Raw genomic sequence first — 17,509 nt, 5'->3', positions numbered from 1 at the left:
AGGAAGAAGTGGGGCGGGCGGGGCCGCCCGCCCCAACGGGATGGCGGAACGTCAGCTCAGCGCGACCTCGACGCCGCCGGAGAAGGGCGAGTCGTGGAGCTCGAGCTTGGCGAGCTTGGCCTTCTTGGGAATGTCGAAGACGAGGACGCCGGTCACCTGGTTGCCGGGGTTGATCTCGGCGAACAGGGTCTGCTGGTCCTTGTTGGCGTAGATCGCCGCCTCCGAGTCGGTGGAGTACTCGGTGCCGTCGGCGGCGTACGCCTTCTGGCTGCTGTCGATCAGCGTCTGCGGCTCCTTGCCGATGTTCTTGACGTTGACCGTGACCAGGCAGAACTGGCCCTGGGCCTTGTCGCCGAGCAGGTCGGAGCCGACCTTGGCGACGCCGCACTTGGCCGACTTCACCGTGAACTCGAACTTCCCGTCCCGGGCCGCCTGGCCGATCTTCGCCGTCTTCGCCGCCTTCTCCTCGCCCTTGGCGGCGGCACCGTCGCCGCTGTCCGAGCTGCTCGCGGTGTCGGTGGCGCCGGCGCCGCAGCCCAACGCGATGAGGGCGGTGGCGAACAGAGCGAACGTGGTGGTCTTGCGCATCGTTGTCCTCCTGGTGTGAACGTTGCGGCGTCAATGAGAGCATGAGCTGTGAACGCTGTCAACACACATGATGCTTGACACGTATGACACACTGCGGAGGTGCAGGTGAACCCGAGCATCACGGCAGCGGAGATCGCCCGGCTCGCCGGGGTAGGCCGCGCAGCCGTCAGCAACTGGCGTAAGCGGCACCCCGACTTCCCAAACCCGGTGGGCGGCACCGCCGCCAGCCCGGAGTTCGACCTTGTAGAGGTCGAGACGTGGCTACGTGAGCAGGGCAAACTTCCCGAGCTGTCCCGCGCCGAGCGGCTCTGGCGGCACCTTGCCGCCGCCACCGAGAGCCCAGCGGCCGCGCTCGCCGGCGTCGGCGCCCAACTCCTCAGCCGACAGCGCGGCAAACGCCCCAGCCGTCAGGCGATCGACCCGGGCGTCAAGCCGCTGCTACCGGACATCGACGCGCTCGCCGACGAACTCGGCCCGGAGGCGGCGTTCGACGAGCTGTGGCAACGCTTCTCCGTCCCCGGCCCGGGCCGCCCGTGGGCGACACCGGACGAGCTGGCCGACCTCATGGTCCGGCTCGCCGCCGCCGACGGCGGCACCATCCTCGACCCGGCCGCCGGCTCAGGTGCGACGCTCCGGGCCGCGGTCCGCGCCGGCTGCACCGAGGCGTACGGGCAGGAGCTCGACCAGGACCTCGCCATCCTCGCCGGGCTATGGCTCGCGCTGCGCGAAGTCCCCGGCGAGGTCCGCCCCGGCGACTCCTTACGAGCCGACGCCTTCCCCGGTCGCACCTTCGACGCAGCCGTCTGCCACCCGCCGTTCGGCGTCACCACCTGGGGGCACGAGGAGCTCAGCTACGACCCGCGCTGGCAGTACGGTGGGGTGCCACCGCGAACCGAACCGGAGCTGGCCTGGGCCCAGCACTGCCTGGCACACCTGAACACCGGCGGGTCTGCCGTGCTCCTCATGCCGCCGACCGCGGCGGGCCGCCGCACCGGCCGGCGGATCCGCGCCGAGCTGCTGCGCCGCGGCGCACTCCGCGCCGTCATCGCGCTGCCCAGCGGGGTTGCCGCGCCGCACGGCGTACCCCTGCATCTGTGGGTGCTGCGGCGCCCCGCCCCGGACGCGCCGCCACCGGCGCGGACCCTGCTGGTCGACGCCGCCGACGGCGACCTCGCGGAGCTGGCCCCACGGATCATCGCCACCTGGCAGGCCTTCACCGCCGCACCCGACGCCGACGTCGAGGAGGCCGGCTTCGCCCGCGCGGTTCCGGTCATCGAGCTGCTCGACGAGGAGGTCGACCTCACGCCCGCGCGCCGCCAACCCGCCGGCGGGAGCGAGCGGACGGGGGAGCAGATGGTACGCACGAGAGAGCGGCTCGCCGCCGTCGTGCGGGACCTGCCGGCGCTGATCCCGCAGGTCGCGCCCACGCCCGATGGGGCTGCTCTACCGGCCGTGCCGGTCGCGGAGCTGGCTCGGATGGGGGCGTTGCAGCTACTCGGGCCGGTGCGGGCGACGCGCGACGCGGACGATCGGTCGGAGCTTCCGGTGCTGCACGCGCGGGACGTCATCGAGGGGACCGGGCCGTCGTCGCGCGGCGACCGGCCGGCGGGGGAGCCGATCCAGCTCGCGCCGGGCGACGTCGTCGTGCCGGTGGTCGCCCGCCGGATCACCACGCGGGTCATCACCGACGAGAAGGCGGTGCTCGGGGCGAACATGTACCTGCTGCGGCCGAACCCGGCCGCGCTGGACCCGTGGTTCCTGGCCGGGCAACTGCGCAACACCGCCAACGAGAAGCAGGCGTCGAGCCTGTCCGGGACGCTGCGGTTTGACATCCGGCGGGCGCTGGTACGGCGGCTGCCGCTGGAAGAGCAGCGGACACACGGCGAGGCGTTCCGGCGGCTCGACGCGTTCGAGTCGGCGATGCGGCAGGCGGCGACGCTGGGGGCAGAGCTGGCCCAGCTCACCGCCGACGGCCTCGCGCAAGGCAGCTTTCGTCCGGAGGCAGAGGAGAAGTGATGAGCATGAAGGCCAGGACCGACGGCGGACGGTGGACGCCCGACCTGGTCGAACTGCTGCTCTTCCGCAGACGCCTCGGCCAAGCGTGAAGTGTCGCGTACCTGACTAACTCGTCCCGTTGACGGGACGCGACGGTCGGTGGTCTTCTGGTCGCTCATTCATGAGTCTGTGAACTGAAGAAACAAGCCTTTCGGGGGACCCGTCGCCGCTCAGCGAGGGCGTACGGTCCTCTGGTTCAAAAGTGGGGGCGAAGTGAACATGGGGGCAGGATGCCGAGCGTGACGAGCGACGAGCTGGCGATCGGCAAGCTGGTCGCGGTACGTGGCCAACGGTGGGTGGTCAGTGACGTCGACCGGGCCGGGCAGAGCACGCTGGTCACGCTGCAGAGCGTCGAGGACGGCCGCTACGGGCACACCCTCGACGTCATCTGGGAGGTCGAGCCAGGCCGGCAGGTGCTGCCGAGCGGCTCCCTGCCCCAGGTCACCGAGGGTTCGTTCGACCCGCCGCAGCGGCTGGCCGCCTTCCTCGACGCGGTCCGCTGGTCGGCGGTCACGTCCGCCGACGTGAAGACGCTGCAGGCGCCGTTCCGCTCGGGTGTCGCGATCGAGGACTACCAGCTCGAACCGGTCGCCCGCGCGGTCGACGCGCCCCGCGTCAACCTGCTGCTCGCCGACGACGTCGGCCTCGGCAAGACCATCGAGGCCGGCCTCGTCGCCCAGGAGTTGCTGCTGCGGCACCGGGCTCGCCGCATCATGATCGTCTGCCCGGCCGGGCTGACGCTGAAGTGGCAGGACGAGATGGCCGAGAAGTTCGGCCTCGACTTCACCATCATCGACTCGGAGCGCTGCGCGGCGGTCCGCCGCAGCCACGGTTCGGCGGCGAACCCGTTCGAGGTCTACCCGTTGAGCATCGTCAGCCTGCCGTGGCTGCGCGGCCAGAAGGCGCAGCGCCTCCTCGACGAGGTGCTGCCCGCCGACGGCCCGACCTACCCGCGTACGTTCGACCTGCTCATCCTGGACGAGGCACACCATGTCGCCCCGGCCGCGCCGAAGCAGGTCTACGCCGTCGACTCCCAGCAGACCAAGCTGATCCGGCGGATCGCCCCGCACTTCACCCACCGGCTCTTCCTGTCCGCCACCCCGCACAACGGCTACCAGGCATCCTTCACCGCCCTGTTGGAGATCCTCGACAACCAGCGGTTCGCCCGCGGCGTCCAGCCCGACCAGGCCGCGGTCAAGGACACCGTCGTACGCCGGCTCAAGCGCGACATCGAGAACCCGGACGGCAGCCCCCGCTTCGTGGAGCGGAAGGCGTCGGCGATCCCGGTCGCGTACCCGGAGGACGAGCGGCAGATCCACGCCCTGCTGACGCAGTTCGCCGAGCTGCGCCGCAAGCGGCTCAACTCGCAGCGCGGCCGCAAGGCCACCGACCTGGTCACCCTGCTGCTGAAGAAGCGGCTCTTCTCCAGCCCGGCCGCGTTCGCCCACACCGTCCGTGTCTACCTGGAAACCCTGGCCAGCAAGAAGGGCACGTCCAGCCTGTCCGCCGGCGACGACGTGCCGGAGTGGATGGACGAGTTCCTGGACGACCTCGCCACCTACGACGACGAGCAGCTCGCCGAGGCCGAGGACGACGCCCTCAACCGGGTCCGGCCCATGCAGCCCGACCCGACCTCCGACGAGACCGCCCTGCTGGAGAAGATGCTCGACTGGGCGGAGGCCAAGGAGGCGCAGCCCGACGCCAAGGCCCGCGAGCTGATTAACTACCTGACCGCTATCTGCAAGCCCGACGGCCGGCACTGGACCAACGAGCGCGTCGTCGTGTTCACCGAGTACCGCGACACCCAGCTGTGGCTCGCGGACCTGCTCCGCCAGGAGGGTCTCGGCGGCGACGGGCTCGCGCTCCTGCACGGCGGCACGCCTACCGACGAGCGCGAACAGATCCGGCTCGCGTTCCAGGCCCACCCCACCGAGCGGCCGGTGCGCATCCTGCTCGCCACCGACGCCGCCAGCGAGGGCATCGACCTGCAGAACCACTGCCACCGGCTGGTCAACTACGACATCCCGTTCAACCCCAACAAGCTGGAGCAGCGGATCGGCCGGATTGACCGGTACGGGCAGAAGGTCACTCCGGAGATCCAGCACTTCGTCGGCACCGGCTTCGGCAAACCCGTCGACTCGTTCGAGGCGGACCTGGAGTTCCTGTCCCGGGTCGCCACGAAGGTCGCGCGGATGGAGGAGGACCTGGGCTCGGTCAACGCCGTCCTCTCCGACGCCGTACAGCGCCGGATGCTCGGCGAGCAGGTCGGCGTGGACATCGACAAGGCAGGCAAGGGCAGGACCGGCGGCAGCCTGCCCACCGAGCACAACCTGCGCGAGCAGGTCCGCCGGCTGCGCGCCGACCTGGACAAGACCGTTGAGGAACTCGGCATCACCCCGACGGCGGTCAAGCGGGTCGTCGACACGGCCCTGGACCTGGCCCGCCAGCAGCCACTCAAGCGGCATATCGACGACAAGCACCTGACCGACGGCCTCTATGAAGTGCCGCCGCTGACCGGCTCCTGGCAGCGCGCCAGCGCTGGCCTCACCGCCAAACTGCAGGACGACGACGAGCCGCCGCGCCAACTGCCGGTCGCCTTCGACCCGCAGGTCGCGAAGGAGGACCGCGACGGCATCGTCCTCGCCCACCTCAACCACCCCCTGGTCGCCATGTCGACCCGGCTGCTGCACGCCGCCGTCTCCAACCCCGACATCGGCCTCCACCGGGTCACCGCCGTGGTCAGCGACGACCCGACGCTGGAAGATGTGCTGGTCGGGGCGTACTCGCGGTTCGTGCTGGTCGGCGCCGACGGTGTGCGGCTGCACGAGGAGGTCCTCTACGCCGGCGGCTGGGCACCCGAGCAGGGCCGCTTCCGCCGCCTGGAGAACCTGACCACCCTCGGCGGCATCCTCGACCGGGCGCTCACCACCGGCACCCCCGCCTCGCCCCTCGTTCAGAAGCGACTCGCCGAGCGTTGGGACCGTGTCAGGGATGGCCTGGTCGCCGCCGTCGACTGGCGCACCAACACCCGCCAGGAGGCCCTCGCCCGCAAGCTTGAGCAGCGGCAGACAGTTGAGCAGCAGCGCATCCGGCACAACCTCGACCAGTTCGCCGCCACCCTGCGCGGTGCCCTCGCGACGTCAGAGGAGGGCGTCGGCGGGCAGGACTCGCTGTTCACGTCCGAGCAGCTCGTCGCGATGAGCAAGAGCAAGGAAGAACTCGCCCAGTACCGCAAGGACCGCCAATCCTGGGAGGAACGCTTGTCGGCCCTCGAAGCCGAGCGCGACCGCGAACTCGACGCCGTCGCCGCCCGCTACCGCGACCCGAAGCCGCACCGGTTCCCGGTCGCCGTGGTCTTCGTCGTACCGAAGCGGGAGGCCATCCGATGAGCCGCACGTTCCGTCGCCCCGCCCCCGACGGCGCCGAGCAGCACCGCAACTGGCTGAGCCTGGTCGACGTCAACGGCCCGTTCCTCAGCCTGCCGGTGCTGCGTCGCACCTGGTCCACCCTCGACGCTCTTGACAAAAAGGCCCGCGAGCGGCTGCGCCAGGAGCACACCACCTGGCAGTCCGACACCGCCGCGGGCCAGCAGACCTGGATCGGGTACGTGCTGGGCGAGCTGCTCGGCTGGGGCGACGCGCTGCACGAGGACGGCCTGGACACGCTCGCCTACACCGTCGCCGAGCACGACACCGAGCTGCGACCGTCGTTCGCGCTGACCGAGCCGGGGGAGGAGATCAAGCCGGACAGCATACGGCTGCTCGGCCTCATCTGCCCGCCCGGCCAGCAGCCGACCGCGCGCATCAAGGAATCCACCTGGGCCGCGACCCCGGCCGACCGGCTCGCCCACCTGTGCCGGCATCACAACATCGAACTCGGCCTCGCCACCGACGGCCGCTGGTGGACGCTGGTCTGGGCGCCTCGCGGCGGCGTCACCAGCACCGCCACCTTCGACACGGTCTCCTGGCCGGAGGCGGCCGAGCGGGACGTGGTGCGGGCGTTCGTGTCGCTGCTGTCCCGCCGCCGGTTCTTCGGCGTGCCCGACGGCGAGCGGCTGGTGCCGCTACTGCGAGACAGCCTGGGCAGCCAGGAGGAGATCACCGAAGCGCTCGGCGTCCAGGTCCGCCGGGCCGTCGAGCTGCTCGTCGCCGCGATCGGCCGAATCGACGTACGCGAACGGGAGCTTGGCGGCCGCGGATTGGCAGACGTCGAGGCACACGAGGTCTACCGCGGCGCGGTCTCCGTGATGATGCGGATCGTCTTCCTGCTCTTCGCCGAGGAGCGCAAGCTGCTCCCCGCCGACAACGACCTCTACATGAAGGCGTACTCGGCGGGGCGGCTCTGTGCCGAGTTGGAGCAGCGAGCTACCGAGGGCAGCGAGGAAGACCTGGAGCACAGCTCCGCCGCCTGGCACCGGCTCCTCGCCCTGTTCAACGCCGTCTACCACGGCATCGACCACCCCAGCCTCAAGCTGCACGGCCACGACGGCTCGCTCTTCGACCCGAAGCAGTACGAGTGGATGCCGCTCACCATCGACGACCGGACCGTGCTGCACATGCTGCGGTCGGTGCAGTACGTCGAGGTCGGCACCGGCCGGTCGCGGGAACGCCGGACGGTCAGCTTCCGCAGCCTCGACGTCGAGCAGATCGGGTACGTCTACGAGGGCCTGCTCTCCTTCGAAGGCTTCCGAGCCGAAGGCGTAACCGTCGGGCTGATCGGCAAGGAAGGGCTAGAGGAGGAGGTCGCGCTCACCGACCTGGAGGCGCTACGCGAGCGACACCCCGACGTGCCGGCGCTGGCCAAGGCGCTCGCGGAGAAGTACAAGGACTCGAAGATTGGCTCGGTCGCGGCGCTGACGAAGAAGCTTGCGCCGCTCGACGGGGTAGAACGCGAGGAAGCCCGCAAGAGGCTGCTCGCCGTTACCGGTGGCGGCTACCAGCTTTCCGAGCGGCTGCTGCCCTTCTCCGGCCTCCTCCGTGAGGACCTCCGGGGCCTGCCGGTGGTGATCCTGCCCGGGGCGCTCTTTGTCACTGAGTCGGCACTCCGCCGCAACACGGGCACCCACTACACCCCGCGATTCCTCGCTGAGGAGGTCGTCGAGGGTGCGCTGGAGCCACTGGTCTACGAGCCGGGCCCGTTGCAGACAGCGGACAAGTCCCAGTGGAAGCCGAAGTCGAGCAAGGAGATCCTTTCTCTGAAGGTCGCCGATATCGCCATGGGGTCCGCGGCCTTCCTGGTCGCAGCGGCCCGCTACCTGGCCGGGCATCTGATCGAGGCCTGGTCGCGGGAGGGTGACCAGCGGGCGCTCGCCCACCAGCAGCGTGGCGTCGACCGGGCGGTGGACGCCGACGACGATGCGCTGGTGATCGAGGCCCGGCGACAGATCATCGAGCACTGCCTGTACGGGGTCGACATTAACCCGATGGCGGTGGAGATGGCGAAGCTGTCGCTGTGGCTGGTCTCGATGGACCCGCAGCGCCCCTTCACCTTTCTCGACGACCGGCTGGTGGCGGGCGACTCGCTGCTGGGTCTCGGTAACCGGTCGGTGCCCGCCGAGGGCGGCGGGCGTGACCTACGGCTGGACCGCGAGTTGTCCGAGGCCCTGGAGCTTCGGCGGCGACTCGCCGCGTTGCCGGACGACCAGGAGCACCTGGCGGATAAGCGGCGGCTGCTCGACGAGGCTCGGGAGGTGCGGCAGCGGGCCGACGCGTACGCCGACCTGGTCGTCGGGGCGTCGCTCGCCTCGGTTAAACGAGGCCAGGACCCGGTTGTGATCGCCGAGCGGGTTGGCACGCTGGCCCAGCAGCTGGCGCGCGGCGGCGACGTGGACCCGTTGGTCGAGCAGGCACGGTCGTGGCTGGCCCTCGACCAGCCGGCTGGCGGGTTCGGCCGGAACCCGCTGCACTGGCCCCTGGAGTTCCCCGAGGTCTTCGAGCAAGGCGGCTTCGACGCCATCATCGGCAACCCACCCTTCCTCGGCGGTCAGAAGCTAACCGGCGCGTTGGGCCCGGCCTACCGCGAATGGTTGATTAGCGCAATCGGCCGGAATGCCCGGGGTAGCGCTGACCTGGTCGCCTATTTCTCGCTCCGGGCGCACGACCTGCTCAACTCCGGCGGGCAGGCCGGATTGATTGCCACCAACACCCTAGCCCAAGGCGACACCCGTGAGGTGGGTCTCGATCAGATTGTCGCCGGTAAGGTCACCATCCGCCAGGCGATCAAGAGTAGGCCGTGGCCGTCACAGTCGGCGGCGTTGGAGTTCTGCGCCGTTTGGACCAGTCGAGCAGACCTGAGCGACAGAGCTGAGCGGCGTGCCGACGGGGTAGCGGTTGCCGGCATCACTCCATCGCTTGACGTCGAATCACGGGTGACGGGGAACCCCCACCGCCTCCAGAGCAACGCCGGCATCTCCTTCCAGGGCTCGATCATTCTGGGGCTGGGCTTCACAATGCTGCCGGAGGCAGCCGCCGCGCTGATAGCTAGAGACGATCGCAATCGAAATGTCCTCTTCCCGTATCTCAACGGGCAGGACCTGAACTCACGCCCGGACGGCTCGTCGAGCCGCTGGGTCATCAACTTCCATGACTGGAACGAGGCCCAGGCGCAGGCCTATCCGGACTGCTACGACCAGGTCAGGCGCCTGGTCAAGCCGGAACGGGATCAAAGCAAAGATCGAGGTGCACGAGAATTTTGGTGGCGCTATCTCCGGCCTCGACCTGAGATGCAGGCAGCCATTGCGAAGCTGGAGCGGGTCGTGGTGATCACCCTGGTGAGCAAGACGGTCATGCCGGTGATGGTGCCGACCGGGCAGGTCTTCTCACACGCGCTCGGGGTGTTCGCAACGGACGACTCAGCGATGTTGGCGCTCCTGTCCAGCTCGCCGCACTACTGGTGGGCCGTTAGTCGCGCGTCGTCTATGAAGGCAGATCTCCGTTACACGCCGTCAGACGTGTTCGAGACGCTTGCACTGCCCGACTTGAACGCGGAGATGCGGACGCTGGGGGACCGACTGGATGAGTACCGCCGGGACGTAATGCTCAGCCGCCAGGCTGGGCTTACGGCGACGTACAACCTGATGTTCGACCCGGCCTGTCAGGACGACGACATCACGGAGTTGCGGAGTATTCACTGTGACATCGACGAGGCGGTCTGCCGCGCCTATGCCTGGAATGACCTCGTGGCGCAGGGTCTCGACCATGGTTTCCACAAGGCCGGCGCCTACACCCGCTACACCATTGGCCCCGCGGTTCAGCGCGAAATCCTTGACCGGCTGCTGGAGCTGAACCACCAGCGCTACACCGAGGAAGAGGCGCGCGGGCTGCACAACAAGAAGAAATCTGGCCGCAAGGCCGATTCCACGCAAGCAGGCCTGTTTGAACTCTAGCCCCTCGTCCGGAGGTAGCTCCCCGTGTTCGTCCGTGGTCAACTCACCCGCCAGCGCGGCGTCGACCCGCGTGCCCTTACGTTTGCCGTTCTCGATCTGCAAACCACCGGCTTGCATCCCAGGCAGGGTTCTCGCGTCTGTGAGGTTGGGATCGTCCGGATGCGCGGCGACGGGGTCGTCCTCGATGAGTACTCGACGCTGGTCAACCCCTGCCTGCGCATCAGCAACGATGAGTTTCACGGGATCACAAACGCGGATGTTCAGCATGCACCGAGGTTCCAGGACATCGCGGGGGATGTTCTGGCCTACCTGAGCGACTCAGTCGTGGTGGGCCACAACTTGGACTTCGAGGAGAAGTTCCTGGTCGCTGAGTTCGGCCGCTCGAACGTCACCCTCGCGCAGGTTCCGGGGGTCTGTTCCCTCGTCACCTCCCGGGTCCAACTCGACCGGTGGGGCTACAAGCTGGAGAACATCGCCAACCTCATCACCGATGAGTGGCCGGCGGCGCTGCACTCCGCGCTCGGCAATGCGAGGGCCCTTGCCGAGATGCTCGCGAGGCTGATCGCGGAGGCTCCGCAGCCGCTGTACTGGCTGGGTCCGCCGCCCGCGCCGCTGCCTCAGCTGCCGCGCAGCGGCATCATCGCCCCGCGAGCCGTTGGGCTCCGCAAGGGCACGGAAGGGTGGCTCGCTACGTTGACGGCACGGCTGCCGCGCATGGCGTACTCCCCGCAGCCGCGCCCGGACGGGCTGCGTGACTACCGGGCGCTGCTCGCCCATGCGCTTGCGGATGGACGGATCGTCGGCGAGGAGGCCAACCAGCTTGCGGTCCTTGCCGCCCGCGCCGGCCTGACCCAGGCCACGGCGCGTCAGGTCCATGAGGAGTTCCTCGCCGGTGCTCGGGACCGCGCCGAGGCCGACGGAGTAGTGACGTCGGCGGAGCTGAGAGAGTTGCAGCGCGCTGCGAAGGAGCTTGCGGCATCGCATCTCATCAGCGACCTGGAGGAGGCCGCATCCGCGAACCGCGCCAGAAGCAACGGACCGTTGAAGAGCTGGCGGATCATGCCGATCGGCGATTCGGCCGCTGTCACCGAGGTGGTCGACTTCGCAGTCGAGCACGGGGCGAAGGTCGCGGTCAACCTCACCAAGACGGTCCGCCTGGTCATCTGCGACCGTGCCGCAGAGAACGATCCGCGGATCGCCAAGGCCCTCGCTGCCGGTGTCGACGTGGTGTCACCAGATCAGGCGCGGAAGCGCCTGGAGAGCGAGGTGGCGACGGTTCCCGGCGGGCTGTTCACCGATCCACGCGGTGAGCAGGTCGCCAACCGGCTCGCCGCCGAGCAGGCAGCAGCAACCCCGCCCGCTCGTCCCGAATGGCACGAGTTCTGGCGCCCACGCGAGCTGACACCCGCCGAGTACCACGCGATGTTTGTCGAGCGCCACGAGGACTGGGACGAGATCCACACGATGCGAATCACCGTGCCCGTCGCCCACAATCGGCAGCCGGCGATGCCGACTGCTGCCAAGAAGGGTGGGTGCGCGGCTGTCATCGCCGTTGGCGGCGCGATCGTGGTCGGTGTTGCCGAACTTGTCCGGCAGGTAGTCGCATGAGGCGTCGTGAACTCCGGACCAATGCAATGCACATTGCCAAGCTGAGGAGGTCCTCGTGACGGTTGACGCGCAGGGAGGACTCTTCCCGCACCCCCGTGGCGAGCAGCAGGCGCTGTCCCTGGCGAGGGCGGAGGACCCGGGACAGGACCAGTCCGTGTTGATTCCGGCGCTCGACGTGCCGCAGACCTTCCCCGAGGCCACCTCCTACCAGGTGCGCGACGAGCTGGAGGAGCTGATCGGGCGGGACCTGCTCGGGCCGTGGGGTGGTGAGCACGAGGAGTTCCGTCCCGGCGCCATGGGTCCGCGCGAGCGTTACCTCGTCGGCATGCTCGGCCCGAAGCAGCGGCCGCGCGCCGACCGCCGCGACTCGTCCGAGGTGCACGACGTAAACGCGGCCGTCCAGGGCGACGGCAGCGAGGCCGATCTGCCCGAGGTGGTCACGCCGCAGAACCTCGGCAAGATGTGGGCCTCCTCGATCGGGCTGTCGTTCGCCGTCGCCGGCGACACCGACGTGCTGTCGGTGACCGCCGAGTGGGGCCGCTACGACCTGCGTGAGTCCGAGGACGAGAAGGGCAAGAAGCGTCGCGTCTGGTACCGCGAGCCGGTCTCCAACGCGAAGGAGGTCCGGCTCGACGGCGACACCTCGTACCGGATCCCGCTCACCGTCCCCAGCCAGGACGACCCCGGCGTGCACCTCTCCGTCGAGGTCCGGCCGCGCGACGGCCGGCGGGTCGTGCAGCTCGCCCTGATCAACACGCAGCTCGAGCCGGAGAGCAACGCCGACACCGCCTGGCTCTTCCAGTCCGCGCTGACGGTGACCGCATTGGACGGTCACGCCGCCGTCTTCCTGCCGATCGACGACCCGCTCGACGGCGTCAAGGGAACCGGCGACGACCTGGAGGAGGCGCACCTCCGCCTGCTTTACCGGTCGCAGCGCCGCTACGCCTCCGGCCGCAACGTCGCCGTCCACCCCTGGGTACGCGACGGCGAGCGCTGCGCCCACAAGCTCTTCACCACCTGGCTCCCCACCTACAACGTCCCCGCCACGGTCGCCCCGGTGGGTAAGGGCACGCCGCTGGCCGGCGTCGAGTTGTCCATGGACGCCCTCGCCGCCGCCGACATCGATCGCCTCCGCACCGGTCTGGCGCCACTCGCCGATGGGTACGAGGCCTGGCTCGACGACGAGGCCGCGAAGATTCCCGACCTGCCCGAGGCGCTCCGCGAGGCCGCCCAGACCGCGGTCATGAACGCCGAGAAGGCGGCGAAGCGCATCCGAGCCGGAATCGCCGTGCTCACCAACCCCGAGGCGGACAAGCACGCCGAGGCGCTCGCCGCGTTCCGGTTCGCCAACGAGGCCATGGCGCTGCAGCGTCGCCACAGCGAGGTTGCCCGGCTCCGGGAAGAGCAGGGCCTGACGTACGCGGAGGCCAAGGCAGCCATCGGCGCGCGCGGCGCCGCTGCTGCCTCCTGGCGGCCCTTCCAGCTCGCGTTCGTGCTGCTCAACCTGCCGTCGCTGACGGACCCGGCGCACCCCGAGCGGGCCGCCGACCGGGACGCCACGGTCGACCTGCTCTTCTTCCCGACCGGTGGTGGCAAGACCGAGGCGTACCTGGGTCTGACCGCGTTCACTTTCGCCATCCGCCGGCTGCAGGGCGTGGTCGGTTCTGGGGCGGACGCCCGCAGCGGCGAGGCTGGTGTCGCGGTGCTCATGCGCTACACGCTGCGGCTGCTCACCGCGCAGCAGTTCCAGCGGGCCGCCGCGCTGATCTGCGCCGCCGAGGTGCTGCGCCAGCGCGACGAGGGCACCTGGGGCAAGGAGCCGTTCCGTATCGGGCTCTGGGTCGGCGGTGGAGTCTCGCCGAACTGGTTCGACGAGGCGGCCGAGCAAATCGCGGAGGCCCGCGAGGCGGGGCACGGCAAGTTCACCAACGTCCTCCAGACGCTGAGCTGCCCGTGGTGCGGGTCGAAGCTGCGTGCCGAGCGGGACCTGGAACCCAAGGAGGACCTGCGCCGCGTCCTGCTCTTCTGCTCCGAGGCCGAGGGGGTAGACGCCTGCCCGTTCTCCCGCACGCGCAGCAGCGAGGGCCTGCCGATCCTCACCGTCGACGAGGAGATCTACCGGTACGCCCCCAGCCTGGTCATCGCCACCGTCGACAAGCTCGCCCAGCTCCCGTGGCGCGGCTACGCGGGCCTGCTCTTCGGGCGGGTGCGCGAGCGCTGCCCCCGGCACGGCTACCGGCACGACGACCTCGATGCGCGGACCGGCTGCGGCGCCCGGCACAACAAGAAGGGCAGCCTGGAGGCGGTCACCAGTCAGCCGGTGATCCGGCTGCGTCCGCCCGACCTGATCATCCAGGACGAGCTGCACCTCATCTCCGGCGCGCTCGGCACCGTGGTCGGCCTCTTCGAGGCGGCCGTCGACCAGCTCTGCACCTGGCCGCTGCCCGACGGTGGCGAGGCCGGACCGAAGATCGTCGCGTCCACGGCCACCACCAAGCGGGCGCGGGAGCAGGTGCTCGGCGTATTCGGCCGGGACCTGGCGGTCTTCCCGCCGCCGGTCATCGACATCACCGACACGTTCTTCAGCCAGCAGGTGCCGGTCACTGTTGCCAACCCCGGCCGCCGCTACCTCGGTGTCTGCGCCCACGGCGTACGGATGAAGTCCGCCGAGATTCGGGTCGCCGAGATCCTGCTGCTCGCCGGACAGACCCTGTTCGACAAGTACGGCGGACCGGCCGACCCGTACATGACGACGGTCGGCTACTTCAGCGCCACCCGAGAGTTGGCCGGCATGCGGCGCCTCCTCGACGACCAGGTCGCCACGCGTGTCCGCACCCACGGCCGGCGTAAAGACCTCTCCGACCGGCTCGTCGGGCCGAGCATGCTGAACGTGCAGGAGCTGACGTCCCGGATCTCGTCCGGCGACATCAGCGAGGTGCTGAAGCGGCTGGAAGTCGGCTTCGACCCGGAAATCGACACGACCGTTCGACGGAAGGCGATCTTCGAGGACATGCGGGAGGCCATGAAGGCCAAGACCGCCTCCAACCCGCGGCTCAACCTGCACCCGGTGACCGACCGCTACTACAAGCGACAGAACGAGGGCCAACTCCCGGTCGACGCCGTGCTCGCCACCTCGATGCTCCAGGTCGGTGTGGACGTGTCCCGATTCGGTCTCATGGTGGTCACCGGCCAGCCGAAGAACACCGCCGAATACATCCAGGCGTCCTCCCGGGTCGGCCGGGACGCCCGCCGGCCCGGCCTGGTGGTCACCCTCTACAACTGGACCCGCCCCCGGGACCTCGCCCACTACGAGGACTTCGAGTACTACCACGCCACCTTCTACCGTCAGGTGGAGGCGCTGTCGGTCACCCCGTACACCCGGCGGGCGCTGGACCGGCAGACCACCGCGACCCTGGTCGCGGCCGTCCGCAACGCGGAGGAGGGCTTCTCTCGCAACACCGATGCGCACGACGTGCCGCTCGACGGCCCCGAGGTGCAGCGAGTCGTCAGCCGGTTCCTCCAGCGGGCCGAGGACATCGCCGGCGACCGCGGCCGGGACTACCTCCTTGAGCGGATCAACCGGCTGCGGGACGTGTGGAACGAGCGGAAGACCGGCGCCACGCGGCTCGGCTACGCCGACGGGACCTTCAAGCAGCAGAAGCTGACCGGCCTACTCAGCGTGGCCGGCGGCGAGCGGTGGACCGAATGCACAGTCGGGCAGTCCATGCGGGAGACCGAGAACGAGATCAACCTGGTGCTGCCGGCCGGCGACAAGATCTTCGACCCGCAGTACGGGGCGCCGGAGTGGTCGTTCGGACCGCCGAGTGACGACGTGCGGGACGAGGACCGGCCCGACGGGGACGAGCTGGGCGAGTCGACCCTCGCGGGGAAGGGGAACTGATGGCGAGCAAGCACTTCCGGCGGGTCGGCTCCGTCCGGCCCAGCCACCTGATGTTCACCACCGGCGTCGGTGCGATCGTCGACCTGCCGAACTTCTCCGTGCTGGTGCGGGGCTTGGACGACTGGAACCACGACGTGGTGCCCGACTGGGAGGCGATTGCCGAGCCCCGACTCCTCGCCGCCGTCCGCAAGCTGCTCAAGCAGAAGTCCATCAAGGAACTGCGGCCGGCGCCGTGGATGGACGGCGCCGACCAGCAGCCCAATGGCCCGGCGGCCAAGGTCGGTGTGCCGATCACGCCCTTCCCCGGCTGGCTGCGCTGCACGGCGTGTGACGAACTGGCCCCGATCGAGGGCGGAGTCTTCGGCTTCGAGAACTCGAAGGCCCGCAAGCCCCACGAGGCGCGGTTCTTCCACACGGTCTGCGGACGGAAGAAGTCCGGCCGGCGGCCGATGGCGGTGGCGGCCCGCTTTGTGCTGGCCTGCACGGCCGGGCACCTCGACGACTTCCCGTACGCCCAGTACGTGCACCAGGGCGGCAGCTGTCCCAACGTCAGCCACCCGAAGCTGCGGATGGACGACCGGGGCGGCAACCTCGGCGCCAACGTCGAGATCCGGTGCGTGCCGTGCGGCGCACGCCGCAACATGAAGGAGGTCCTCGGCCAGCGCGGCGCGGACAAACTCCCCCGCTGCCGGGGCCGGCGGGCACACCTGGGTGACTTCGAGCCGGGGGAGTGCAACGGAGAGCTGAAGCTCCTGGTGGTCGGCGCGTCCAACCAGTGGTTCGCGCAAACGCTCTCCGCGCTCGCCGTTCCGCGCACGGGTGCCAGCGAGCTGCAAACCAAGGTCGAGCAGCACTGGCCGACCTTCGAGAAAATGGAGAGCCCTGCGTTTCTGCCATTCGCCCGTGCCGCCGTCCCGGTGGTGGAACGGGAGTTCAAAGGGTGGACCGACGAGCAGATCTGGGCGGCCATCGAGCGGCACCGCAGCGGCCCCAAGAACGACGACGAGAAGGGCTACCCGGACCTGCACACCCCGGAGTGGGAGATCTTCTCCGGCGGGGAACTGCCGCCCGCCACGCCTGACTTCACGCTGCGGCGGGACCCGAACGGCGTGCCCGGCCAGCTCAAGGAGTTCTACGCCGACGTCATCCAGGCCGAGCGGCTGCGCGAGGTCCGCGCGCTGGTCGGCTTCACCCGTCTGGACGCACCCGACCCGATGGACCCCGACCTCGTCCTGCGGGCACCCCTGAGCAAGGCCACGCCGACCTGGGTGCCGGCCAGCGAGGTACGCGGCGAAGGGATCTTCCTCCGGCTCCCCGAGGACCTCCTCGTCGAGTGGGAACGCCGGGTCACCGACACCGAAACCATGGAGACGCACCGAGAGGCGTACGGACGGTTCCGGGAGAACCGCTACTCCGGGCGTATCCGCGGCGGCTTCGACCGGATGCGGCACTGGCCGGGGGAGCGGTACTTCGCCCTGCACACCCTGTCGCACCTGCTGATCCGCACCATCGCACTGGAGTGCGGCTACAGCTCGGCCAGCCTGTCGGAGCGCATCTACACCGGCACCCCAGAGGACCCGCAGCGGGCCGGCATCCTCATCTACACGGCCGTCCCCGACGCCGAAGGGACGCTCGGCGGTCTGGTCTCGCTCGCCGAGCACGACGACCTGGTCCGCCTCACCCACCGGGCGCTGAACGACGCCATGCACTGCTCATCGGATCCGCTCTGCTCCGAGCGGCTTCCGCACCACCCGGAGGACTTCCTGCACGGCGCCGCCTGCCACGTCTGCCTGTTCGTCTCCGAGACGACCTGCGAACGCGGCAACCGCTTCCTCGACCGACGATTCGTCGTACCCATCGACAAGCCGGAACTGGCGCTCTTCCCCGAGCTGCCATGAGCGGGCGTCAGCGAACGAATCATCAGGGCTGCCCGACGGTGCCTCATGGCGACACGGAGCGGAGCGGAGTGCCGG

Annotated in this window: 7 protein-coding genes; 6 read left to right on the top strand and 1 reads right to left on the bottom strand. The window is 69.7% G+C overall.

Features of this window, described 5'->3' with window-relative positions:
* Nucleotides 1-51: 51 nt before the first annotated feature.
* Complete coding sequence (locus tag DLJ47_RS20560) at nucleotides 52-588, bottom strand: DUF4352 domain-containing protein (protein WP_109901777.1); 537 nt, start codon at nucleotides 586-588, stop codon at nucleotides 52-54.
* 99 nt (nucleotides 589-687) lie between these two features.
* On the opposite strand from DLJ47_RS20560, the gene DLJ47_RS20555 reads away from it, so the two are divergent.
* The 6 genes from DLJ47_RS20555 to drmB all read left to right on the top strand — a co-directional run bounded on the left by DLJ47_RS20555 (nucleotide 688) and on the right by drmB (nucleotide 17,434).
* On the top strand, nucleotides 688-2,604 hold the full coding sequence (locus DLJ47_RS20555; protein ID WP_109901775.1) for an N-6 DNA methylase: 1,917 nt from the start codon (nucleotides 688-690) through the stop codon (nucleotides 2,602-2,604).
* A gap of 278 nt (nucleotides 2,605-2,882) precedes the next feature.
* A complete protein-coding gene (gene drmD / locus DLJ47_RS20550) occupies nucleotides 2,883-6,032 on the top strand; it encodes a DISARM system SNF2-like helicase DrmD (RefSeq protein ID WP_199235935.1) in 3,150 nt (1,049 codons plus the stop codon).
* Entirely contained in the window at nucleotides 6,029-10,027 is a 3,999-nt protein-coding gene (locus DLJ47_RS20545) for an Eco57I restriction-modification methylase domain-containing protein (RefSeq protein WP_109901771.1), read from the top strand. Before drmD ends, DLJ47_RS20545 begins: the two co-directional genes overlap by 4 nt.
* Nucleotides 10,028-10,051: 24 nt before the next feature.
* The gene (locus tag DLJ47_RS20540; RefSeq protein ID WP_109901769.1) at nucleotides 10,052-11,635 is read left to right on the top strand and encodes an exonuclease domain-containing protein; all 1,584 of its coding nucleotides are present in this window, start codon (nucleotides 10,052-10,054) and stop codon (nucleotides 11,633-11,635) included.
* 55 nt (nucleotides 11,636-11,690) lie between these two features.
* A complete protein-coding gene (drmA, locus tag DLJ47_RS20535; protein ID WP_109901767.1) occupies nucleotides 11,691-15,536 on the top strand; it encodes a DISARM system helicase DrmA in 3,846 nt (1,281 codons plus the stop codon).
* Nucleotides 15,536-17,434, top strand: coding sequence for a DUF1998 domain-containing protein (gene drmB, locus DLJ47_RS20530; protein ID WP_109901765.1), 1,899 nt, complete (start codon nucleotides 15,536-15,538; stop codon nucleotides 17,432-17,434). Before drmA ends, drmB begins: the two co-directional genes overlap by 1 nt.
* The last annotated feature ends 75 nt before the right edge of the window (nucleotides 17,435-17,509 follow it).

It is taken from the genome of Micromonospora sp. S4605, assembly GCF_003176715.1.
GTDB lineage: Bacteria > Actinomycetota > Actinomycetes > Mycobacteriales > Micromonosporaceae > Micromonospora > Micromonospora echinaurantiaca.
The sequence above is the reverse complement of the archived record's forward strand: the minus strand, read 5'-3'. Positions and strand labels throughout refer to the sequence as shown.

Coding starts and splice junctions, on each gene's coding strand:
- drmB (WP_109901765.1), top strand. CDS start 15,536: ATGGCGAGCAAGCACTTCCGGCGGGTCGGCTCCGTCCGGCCCAGCCAC.
- DLJ47_RS20545 (WP_109901771.1), top strand. CDS start 6,029: ATGAGCCGCACGTTCCGTCGCCCCGCCCCCGACGGCGCCGAGCAGCAC.
- DLJ47_RS20560 (WP_109901777.1), bottom strand. CDS start 588: ATGCGCAAGACCACCACGTTCGCTCTGTTCGCCACCGCCCTCATCGCG.